The organism is Thalassospira sp. UBA1131 (assembly GCF_002311515.1).
Lineage (GTDB): Bacteria > Pseudomonadota > Alphaproteobacteria > Rhodospirillales > Thalassospiraceae > Thalassospira.
Genome location: NZ_DCAO01000022.1, coordinates 4,151 through 13,781, shown reverse-complemented (window position 1 = coordinate 13,781; position 9,631 = coordinate 4,151). Strand labels below are relative to the sequence as shown.

General features: G+C 54.0%; 10 protein-coding genes. 6 read left to right on the top strand and 4 right to left on the bottom strand.

Going from position 1 to position 9,631, the window contains the following annotated elements; translation table 11 throughout:
* The 3 genes from B3Z49_RS03435 to B3Z49_RS03425 form a co-directional block, all read right to left on the bottom strand.
* The coding region (locus tag B3Z49_RS03435; RefSeq protein ID WP_296988254.1) for a SpoVR family protein at window positions 1-728 on the bottom strand (728 nt) is incomplete at its 3' end.
* Window positions 725-2,062 carry a YeaH/YhbH family protein gene (locus B3Z49_RS03430; RefSeq protein ID WP_296988253.1) on the bottom strand — a complete coding sequence of 446 codons (1,338 nt, stop codon included), beginning with the start codon at window positions 2,060-2,062 and terminating at the stop codon, window positions 725-727. The genes B3Z49_RS03435 and B3Z49_RS03430, both read right to left, overlap by 4 nt.
* A gap of 175 nt (window positions 2,063-2,237) precedes the next feature.
* Window positions 2,238-4,181, bottom strand: a complete 1,944-nt coding sequence (locus B3Z49_RS03425) for a PrkA family serine protein kinase (protein WP_008892111.1) — start codon at window positions 4,179-4,181, stop codon at window positions 2,238-2,240.
* Between the two features lie 615 nt (window positions 4,182-4,796).
* Between B3Z49_RS03425 and B3Z49_RS03420 the strand changes: the two genes are divergently transcribed.
* The gene (locus B3Z49_RS03420; protein ID WP_008892110.1) at window positions 4,797-5,135 is read left to right on the top strand and encodes a rhodanese-like domain-containing protein; all 339 of its coding nucleotides are present in this window, start codon (window positions 4,797-4,799) and stop codon (window positions 5,133-5,135) included.
* Between the two features lie 80 nt (window positions 5,136-5,215).
* Here B3Z49_RS03420 and B3Z49_RS03415 read toward each other — a convergent pair whose 3' ends face one another.
* Complete coding sequence (locus B3Z49_RS03415) at window positions 5,216-5,818, bottom strand: TetR/AcrR family transcriptional regulator (RefSeq protein ID WP_296988250.1); 603 nt, start codon at window positions 5,816-5,818, stop codon at window positions 5,216-5,218.
* Window positions 5,819-5,961: 143 nt separating this feature from the next.
* Between B3Z49_RS03415 and B3Z49_RS03410 the strand changes: the two genes are divergently transcribed.
* The 5 genes from B3Z49_RS03410 (at window position 5,962) to B3Z49_RS03390 (ending at window position 9,570) form a co-directional block, all read left to right on the top strand.
* A complete protein-coding gene (locus B3Z49_RS03410; RefSeq protein WP_296988249.1) occupies window positions 5,962-6,366 on the top strand; it encodes a RidA family protein in 405 nt (134 codons plus the stop codon).
* A 135-nt stretch (window positions 6,367-6,501) separates the two neighbouring features.
* A complete protein-coding gene (locus B3Z49_RS03405; RefSeq protein ID WP_296988248.1) occupies window positions 6,502-7,056 on the top strand; it encodes a helix-turn-helix domain-containing protein in 555 nt (184 codons plus the stop codon).
* Between the two features lie 14 nt (window positions 7,057-7,070).
* Window positions 7,071-7,625 (top strand): GNAT family N-acetyltransferase, encoded by a 555-nt coding sequence (locus B3Z49_RS03400; RefSeq protein WP_296988247.1) that lies wholly within the window; start codon window positions 7,071-7,073, stop codon window positions 7,623-7,625.
* 301 nt (window positions 7,626-7,926) lie between these two features.
* Complete coding sequence (dctP, locus tag B3Z49_RS03395) at window positions 7,927-8,916, top strand: TRAP transporter substrate-binding protein DctP (protein WP_296988245.1); 990 nt, start codon at window positions 7,927-7,929, stop codon at window positions 8,914-8,916.
* Window positions 8,917-9,081: 165 nt separating this feature from the next.
* Entirely contained in the window at window positions 9,082-9,570 is a 489-nt protein-coding gene (locus B3Z49_RS03390) for a TRAP transporter small permease (protein WP_008892104.1), read from the top strand.
* Window positions 9,571-9,631 lie beyond the last annotated feature (61 nt).

The following is a 9,631-nucleotide window of genomic DNA, read 5'->3' as shown; positions in this document are numbered from 1 at the left end:
GCACGGCGTTCCTCGACCCGCATCTTGCGTTTAAGCTCGTCCATGTCCTGATCGCCCTGATCAGGCTGGGGCAGGGTGCGCCACAGATCGTTGTATGTCTCGTCTTCATACTTGGCGCGTTCGCGCTCACGCTTTAGCTCGGCCGCAAGATTGGGTTTTTCTGGTCGGGAATAACGGTTCACCCCCTGATCCATCAGGGCGTGCGCGGCATCCAGAATCCGTTCAACCGCGTCAAAGCCGTATCGGTCTTCGCATTTGGCGATATAGCTTTTGGCAAATTGCAAATAATCCAGAATGCCGTCGGCATCCGTCCATTGCTTGAACAGGTAGTTGTTCTTGAAGAAATGGTTATGGCCAAACGCCGCATGCGCGATCACCAGCGCCTGCATGACGATGGTGTTTTCTTCCATCACATAGGAAATGCACGGGTTGGAATTGATCACGATCTCATAGGCCAATCCCTGATAGCCCTTGCGATACATCACATCATCGCGCACGAAGCGTTTGCCAAACGACCAGTGGTGATACATCAACGGCATGCCGATCGATGAATAGGCATCCAGCATCTGCTCGGACGTGATCACCTCGACCTGATTGGGATAGACATCAAGCTTAAGCTCATTAAGCGCGATATCCTCAATCGCGTCATAGGTGGCTTTCAACGTCTCGAAGTCCCAGTCGGCACTGGTGAACAGAAGTTTGTCGGCGGATTTGGTCTTGGTGCTCATCGGCCTGCCTCCGCACGGTTTTTGGCAAACAGTTCCCTAAATACCGGGAAGATGTCGGCTGCCTTGGTTACCCGTTTAAGCGCAAAGCGCGGATTGTCTCTGGCAAGCGGGGCATAGGATTTCCAAAGGGTGGTTTCGCCTTCGGCGGCGGCAAAAATCTCGGCCTCGCGCTCGTCAGTGATTTCGATATAGGCGTAATACTGGCACTTGGGCAAAAGATCCTGGGCCAGAAGGGCGGTGCACTTTGCCCCGTCATTGGAATAGTTATCGCCATCGGATGCCTGTGCGGCATAGATGTTCCACTGATCAGTGGGATAACGATCCACCAGTACCTTTTTCATTTCCTCGAGTGCGGTGGAAACAATCGTGCCGCCGGTTTCGCGCGAATAGAAAAAGGTTTCCTCGTCCACCTCGGCTGCGCGCGATGTATGGCGGATAAACACCACCTCGACATGTTCGTATTTGCGATGCAGGAACAGGTGAAGCAACATGAAGAACCGCTTGGCCAATTCCTTCATCTGTTCGGACATTGATCCCGACACATCCATCAAACAAAACATTACTGCCTGTGTGTTGGGATCGGGGATCTGTTGGAACTGATTGAAACGCGTATCAATCGGATCAATGAACGGGATCGCCTTCATACGCCGTTTGGCTTCTTCAAGATCAGCCAGCAGGGTATGAAGCGTATCCTCGTCAGTTTTGGTCAGCTTGCCATTCGGGCGTTTTTCCGCCTTGGCCTGAAGGGCGGATATCTTTTCTTCAAGTTCGCGGACTTCGGCCGTTTTCGGGCGACGCAGCCCGATGCGCCGGGCCAGCGAATTGCGCATGGTGCGCACAAGGCTAAGGTTTGATGGTGTGCCTTCAACCGAAAAGCCCGCGCGCGCATTTCGAAACGCGGTGGTCTGCTTCAGGCTCTTTTTCAAAAGGTCCGGCAGTTCAAGGTCTTCAAAGAAGATATCAAGGAACTCGTCGCGGGTCAGGGTGAACTGGAATTCATCTTCACCCTCGCCATCGGGGCTTGCTTGCGATCCGCCAGACCCACTATCGCCGCCTTGCGGGCGGGCAATGCGATCACCTTGAACGAATTTCTTGTTGCCGGGTAGGACATAATTGCGGTTGCCCCCGCGTCCCATGTGGTGAAAGCCCGGCTCCTTCAATGTTTTGCCGGGAATGGTGATCTGGTCGCCGCTGGAGATATCGGTAATGCCACGCGACCGGATGGTGCTTTCAACCGCCTTCTTGATCTGGGCTTTTGCGCGACGCATGAAACGTTGCCGGTTGCCAAGGCTTTTGCCGGTCGGGTTCTTGCGGCGGTCAACGATATAAAGCATGGGCAGTCACATCCTTGCACGGTTCAAAAGCGCTTTGTGCAGGTCGCTTGCGCCTTGAAGTTCCGCAGGATGTGACCCGGATAAAACGGGCCGTGGCCACATCCTGCGGCGAAGAGGTAACCGGGCGGACAAGGGACGAAGCCGCCCGGTTGGGCCGGGAAAGACAGGGGGGAGCTTAACCGGCCTTATTGACGCGCATGTACCATTCGACCAGACGACGCGTCTGGCGTTCGGTATATTTGCGATCGATCATGCGTTTGACGAACTCGTTGTGTTTCTTCTCGGTCTCGCTGTCTTTCTTCGAGCCGAACGAAATCACCGGCAGCAGGTCCTCGACCTGGCTGAACATGCGTTTCTCGATCACATCGCGCAGTTTCTCATAGGACGTCCAGGACGGGTTCTTGCCCTTGTTATTGGCGCGTGCACGCAGGGCAAACTTGACGACCTCGTTACGGAAATCCTTTGGATTGGCGATACCCGCCGGTTTCTCGATTTTCGACAGTTCCTGATCAATGATCTTGCGATCTAGAAGCTGACCGGTATCGGGATCCTTGAAGTCCTGATCCTCGATCCAGGCATCGGCATAGGCGACATAACGATCAAACAGGTTCTGACCGTAATCGGAATAGCTTTCCAGATACGCTTTCTGGATTTCCGCCCCGATAAACTCGGCATAGCGCGGGGCCAGTTCGGACTTGATGAAGTCCATATAGGCCTTTTCGCGTTCTTCCGGGTACTGTTCGCGCCGGATCGCCTGTTCCAACACATACATCAGATGCACCGGATCGGCGGCGACCTCGTGCGTGTCGTGGTTAAAGGTTTCTGACAGCACCTTGAAGGCAAAGCGGGTTGAAATACCGTCCATGCCTTCGTCAACACCGGCAGTATCGCGGTATTCCTGCATGGATTTCGCCTTGGGATCGACATCCTTCAAGGTTTCGCCGTCATAGACCCGCATCTTGGAATAGAGGTTGGAGTTCTCATGTTCCTGCAGACGCGAAAGGACAGAAAACTGTGCCAGCATTTTAAGCGTGCCCGGCGCGCAGGACCCGTGTTCAAGCTCTGATCCCTGCAACAGCTTGTCGTAAATCATGGTTTCTTCGGTGACGCGCAGGCAATAGGGCACCTTGATCACAGAGATACGGTCAATGAAGGCTTCGTTATTCTTGTTGGCCTTGAATGTCTGCCACTCTGCCTCGTTCGAGTGGGCAAGGATCAAGCCCTGGAACGGAATGGCACCAAGGTTTTCCGTACCGATATAGTTGCTTTCCTGTGTGGCGGTCAGCAACGGATGCAGCATCTTGATCGGGGCCTTGAACATCTCGACAAATTCAAGAATGCCCTGGTTGGCGCGGTTCAAACCACCGGAATAGCTATAGGCATCCGGGTCGTTCTGGCTGAAATATTCAAGCTTGCGGATATCGACCTTACCAACAAGCGACGAGATATCCTGGTTGTTCTCATCACCCGGTTCGGTTTTGGCTATCGCGATCTGGCGCAGGCGCGACGGGATCAGTTTAACAACCGAAAACTTGGTGAGGTCCCCGCCAAACTCATCAAGACGTTTAACAGCCCATGGCGACATCAACCCCGTCAGGCGGCGTTTGGGAATGCCGTATTTGTCCTCGATCGCATCGCCCATCTTGGCCGGGTTAAACAGGCCAAGCGGGCTTTCGAAAACCGGGCTGATTTCATCGCCGGCCTTCAGAACGTAAATCGGTTCACGTTCCATCAGCTCTTTCAGGCGTTCGGCAAGGGAACTTTTACCCCCGCCAACCGGGCCGAGCAGATAAAGAACCTGTTTGCGTTCTTCCAAACCCTGGGCGGCATATTTGAAGAAACCGACAATGCGCTCGATGGTTTCTTCCATGCCAAAGAAATCTTCAAAGGCGGGATAACGTTTGATGGTTCGGTTCAGGAAAATGCGGCCAAGTCGGGAATCTGTCGAGGTGTCGATCAGTTCCGGCTCGCCAATCGCTTTGATCATGCGTTCAGCGGCAGAGGCATAGGCGCTTGGGTCTTCGCGACACAAATTGAGGTAATCGCGGATGGTCAGTTCAGTTTCCTGCTTTCCGTCATAGCCTTCCGCATACAGCTCGAAGATATCCTTCTCAGCCATGGCGCGGTCTCCTTTCAAACGTTATCGCACTGTCAAACTTACGTTTCCTGTCTCAATCCTGTTTTTGCGCAATTTTTGCGTTTTGCTTTTGCACGGATGGGGCGAACCCGATCCTGATCTGGTGGCGTCGGCAGGTCTCCTGTAAAGGGACTCCGCCAGACGGTCATGAATTAACAAATGGCGTTCGCGGTTAATCTCTGGCGGATCTTGCCAAACGTGTGAAAAGTCGATTGTGCAGTTGCGGCGTCAGCGCCGTAGTGCAGTCTTGATCAGACTCTTTTTGGGTCCCGTTGCGGCGACCAACAAACCGACCATCAATGTGTCGGGGCAGGCTTCTGTCGAATGAATTTCAAAGTGACCTTTGAGCCTGCCGAGGCAATTTGCCCTGTTATTCAGACGTGGGAATAACGAACTGATTTCGCAAGACGATACTTCTGTCGAACATCGTAAAATCGTGTGTTCATGTTCACATGTAAGTGACCGCTCGTCCAGCTTTGATGCCGCTTTCATTCCCACAGCCTTGCACAAAAATATTTTGCATTTGCAAAATCCGCAAGCCGACAGCTATCACAGGTGGGCAGGATCGGGCCGCAAAAGCCGCCAAAGGACTTCATAATGAGCGACGAAACCGTACAGTTTATCGAACCGCATGAACTTGATCGACTGATCGGCGAAGAAGCCGTCACCATTATTGATGTCCGCGAAGCCGAAGAATTTGCAACCGGCCATATTGAAACCGCGATCAATATTCCGACCTCGAACTTCGATATCCCGGCGTTGGTCGACCTGACCGATGAAAGCGATACCGATCTGGTTTTTGTCTGTGCCGTTGGTCAGCGTTCCTTTGGGGCGGCCAATGCTGTTCTGCCCCATGTCGATTGCTCCGTCAGTAACCTTAAAGGCGGCATTCAAAGCTGGACCCGTGCGGGCTTTGACCTTGAAAATGGCAAATAATCCCGACCTTCTTTGACGGGGCAGGGGCCGGAATGTGATTGCGTACTCGACTGCGCGCGGTGGTCGAATTCACGCCACCATCAGTTGGCATTGGGCGTCACCAATACGCCAGCCGCAAGGCATTCAAAGGCGGCAATTGCCTTGCCAAGGGTATCTTTCGGATCATCGCTGGCCGCGACCCAAAGGGCGGCATTCAACGCGACCCCGTTCAGCAACCTTGCCAGTGCTTCGATATCGACCGGTTTGATCGCACCCTGATTGGCCAGTTCCGTAAGGGTTGCGATTGTCGCCTGCAAGCAGCGGTTTTGGCTCGGCCACTGTGATGGATCGCCCAGAAAGGCCGGACCATCGCGCAAAACGATCCGCTGTATTTCCGGATCAAGGGCCAGTTCGATATATGTCCTGCCCTCGGCCATCAAGCCGTTCCAACCGCCGCCTGCGGCATCCCCCGCATCCTTGGCCTCTTGTGCCATGGCAGAGTCTATTTCATCGACCACAGCCGCCGGCAGTCCGCGCTTGTCACCGAAATTGTGATACAGCGCCCCGCGCGTTAGCCCCGCACTTGCGGTCAACTCATCCATTGACGCTTCCGCATATCCCTTTTCGGCAAAGGCCTTGCGTCCCGCTTTGATCAATTTGATGCGGGTTTCTTCCATTTTTTCAGCGCGCGTTTTGGCAGCCATCGGGCACTCCAATTTAACATACGCGACGTATGCGAATTGACATACGTCATGTATGTGAATATATCTACTTCACATACGCAGCGTATCTGAACTGATTTCGAAATACCACAGATACCGAATTTTACCCGAACAAGGAGGTCTTCATGGCCCTCGCAAACCAAGCCGTCTTTCCGCCAAACCGCCATGCGCTTTATGACGCGCATGGCTATTCCCCGGCCATCAAATCCGGTGATCTGTTATTTGTTTCTGGCCAGGTGGGCAGTCGCGAAGACGGATCCCCGGAACCAGAATTCAAAAAGCAGGTCGAACTCGCATTCGATAACCTGAAGGCGATCCTTGCGGCCGCCGGATGCAGCTTTGATGACGTCATTGACGTGACGACCTTCCACACCGATCCGGAAAATCAATTTGAAGACATCATGGAAGTTAAGGACGCGATCTTTGATCAGGCGCCTTACCCGAACTGGACAGCAGTCGGGGTTACCTGGCTTTCCGGTTTCGATTTCGAAATCAAGGTGATTGCACGCGTCCCTGCGGCCAACGCCTGATCCATCTATCTGTGGCGGCAATGCCCTGATGTGATGATGAACCGGTCCTGCCAAGAAAGCGGGGCCGGTTTTTTCATCTTGACGATTTCTCATAAATGGAAAAATATCCCAAATAAGAGATTAAAGGATGTTGCCATGGATGAAATCGAAACACGACTGGCCCAACGGTTGGCCGCTTTGCGCGCCGAACGCGGGTGGTCGCTTGATGAACTTGCCCAAAAAAGTGCGGTCAGTCGCGCCAGCCTGTCGCGTATCGAAAAGGGCGAGGTTAGCCCGACGGCCAATGTCCTAGGAAAGCTGTGTGTTGCTTTTGGCGTTACCTTGTCACGCCTGATGCAGATGGTTGAAGACGACTTTGTGCCACTTGTCGCGCGTGCCGATCAGGAAGTCTGGACCGATCCCGATACAGGCTATCAAAGACGGCTGGTTTCCCCGACATCCAAACAATTGTCGGGCGAGGTGATCGAAGTCGAAATCGGCCCGAACCAGCGCATTGAATATGACGGATCGCCGCGGGACGGGCTTGAACATCATTTGGTGATGCTGTCTGGCGCGCTTTCAATGGAAGTCGATGGCCAAACCCATCACCTGAAGGCGGGCGATTGCCTGCGCTATCAGTTGCGCGGTGGCAACGTATTTCAAACACCCCACGATCAGAGCGCGAAATATCACCTGTTTATCATCGACTAAGCGAAAGAACCGTTATGCAATCGACGACGCACACCGCCCCCGATCTCGATATCGTCACCCTTGATGCTGATGGCGTCACAGCGCGTCTGGATCAGTTCACCGACATGCTGCACGCCTGTGTCCATGACGGGGCCAGCATCGGCTTTATCGAACCCTTCCCGGTCGGCGAGGCGGAAGCTTTTTGGCGCCATAAAACCATCCCGGCACTTAAGGGCGGAAAACGGGTCCTGTTTGCCGCCCTTGATCAGGATTGCGTGGTTGGCACGGTTCAGCTTGATTATGACACCATGCCCAATCAGGCCCATCGTGGCGATATCAGCAAACTGATGGTACGCCCCGATTGTCGCAGGCGTGGTATTGCCCGGCTGTTGATGCAGGCGGCCGAAAACCGCGCGCGTGATCTTGGGCGGACCTTGCTGACCCTTGATACCAGAACCGGCGACAGTGCCGAGATTCTTTATACCTCGCTCGGGTTCGAGACCACCGGCGTCATCCCGGACTTTGCCCGTGATCCGGACTCCGAAAAGCTCAGCGGCACCACTGTGATGTATAAGCGCATTATCAGATAGTGTTTTGAAACGGCTTGCGATTCCCGGTTTTGTATTCAGAACGATCATTCTGGCATGCCAGACGAGACGCATGGATATTTCCATCGCAAATTATTTCAATACCGCAGTGCCGTTATCAAGGCTGCAATTGTCGTCTGTATGTCTTCGGCTTGCTGAGTTCTGGTGCTGTGTGCGCCGCACTGTGAACCGCCCGGTCAGGGTTTCGCCGTAGTCAAAACATGTTGAACACCGCCGAAAAATGGGCGCATCCTTGCCGTCCTGAATAAAGAAACAGAATAAAAGTTCTCGGAGGACGTCCATCATGAAAAAATTTGCCCTTGCTGCCGCACTGATGGCAGCCGTCGGATTTTCCGGCACGGTTCAGGCCGCAGACCTGACATTGCGTATTTCCCTGCAATTGCCGATGAAAAGTCACCTCGGTCAGAACCTTCTGATGTTCAAGAACGAGGTTGAGGAAAAATCAAACGGCGATATCGAAGTCCAGATCTACGATTCCGCCCAGCTTTACAAGGACAAGGAAGTTCCTGCGGCCGTGGGATCAGGTGCGATTGAAATGGGTGTCGCGTCATTGACCCGTTATGTCGGTGATGTCCCGGCGGTTGATATCTTCTATCAGCCGTTCCTGCTCGACACCGAAGAAAAGGTTCGTAAGGCCGTTTCCCCGGATTCCCCGGTACGTGCGCCGCTGGATAAAGCCATTGGTGAAACCGGTTCGACGGTTCTGTGGTGGCAGGCTTATGGTGGGTCGATCATGCTGTCGAACGGTGGCCCGATCAAAGGCCCGGATGGTCTGAAAGGCCAGAAAGTCCGCGTGTTCTCGAAAACCCAGGGTGATTTCATCTCCGCTGCCGGTGGTGCACCGACCCTGATTTCAGGCTCCGAGCAGTATATCGCCTATCAGCGTGGCACGGTTGATGTCGGCATGACCGGCATGTCAGGTGTGAAATCCCGTCAGCTTTGGGAAGTCATGGACACAGTCACCACCACCAACGATGCCGATATCGAGTTCATCGTGGTTGTGAATACCGACTTCTGGAACGGTTTGACCGATGCGCAGCGTGACATCATTTCAACCGCGGCCATCAATGCCGAGAACGATGTGCGTGATCGCATGTCGACGATCGAGGCAGAGGCATTTGACGAAGCCAAAGCCAACGGCATGACCATTTACACCCCGACGGCGGAAGAAATGGCTGCATGGCGCGAAGCTGCCAAACCGGTTTACGAGGCATTCCTTGCCAACACCGGTGATCTTGGCAAACAGGTCTTCGAGGCCGCCCAGAAGTTCTAAGGATTTGACGTCACCGGTCGGGTGCCATGCGCCATGCGTTGCATGATTGCCCATGGACGCCGACCGGGGCGTATTTTGATTTGTTGTCATCACCGCGCATGCTCGGGCCAATGCCCATACTGTGTGGTGATGACGCCCCGTTTTCCAACATGCACTGTTTAAATCATGTTTGATCGATTGACGCTTATTCTTGCGTGGGTCGCGGCCATCTTGTTTGTGCTTGCCGGCTGCATGCTGACCTACGAAGTGCTGGCACGGTATTTCTTCGTGCGTCCGACCATCTGGGCGGCCGAGCTTTCCCAACTGTGTCTGATCTGGGGATCGCTTTTGGGGATGCCTTGGGCACTGGCTGCACGCCGCCATATTTCGGTGGATGCCATTACCCGTCTTCTCGCGCCCAAGGTCCAGCGCCTTGTCGAAATCATTGCCATGGCCTGCATTCTGGCCTTTTCAGTGATGGTGACGATCAAGGGCTGGGAAATCTTTTATGAAAGCTTCGAGCGTGGCCGCACCAGCGGCACCATGCTCGATCTTCCGGCATGGGTTGCTGAACTGCCGGTCGCCATCGGCTTTGCGCTGCTTGCCATTCAGGCGGTGATCGAGATTATCGGCCTTGCACGCGGCAAGGATATTCCGAAAGGGGCGCACGAATGACAATCGTCCTGACCCTTGCTGCGATGTTCGCATTGCTTTTGATGCGTGTGCCGGTTGCCTT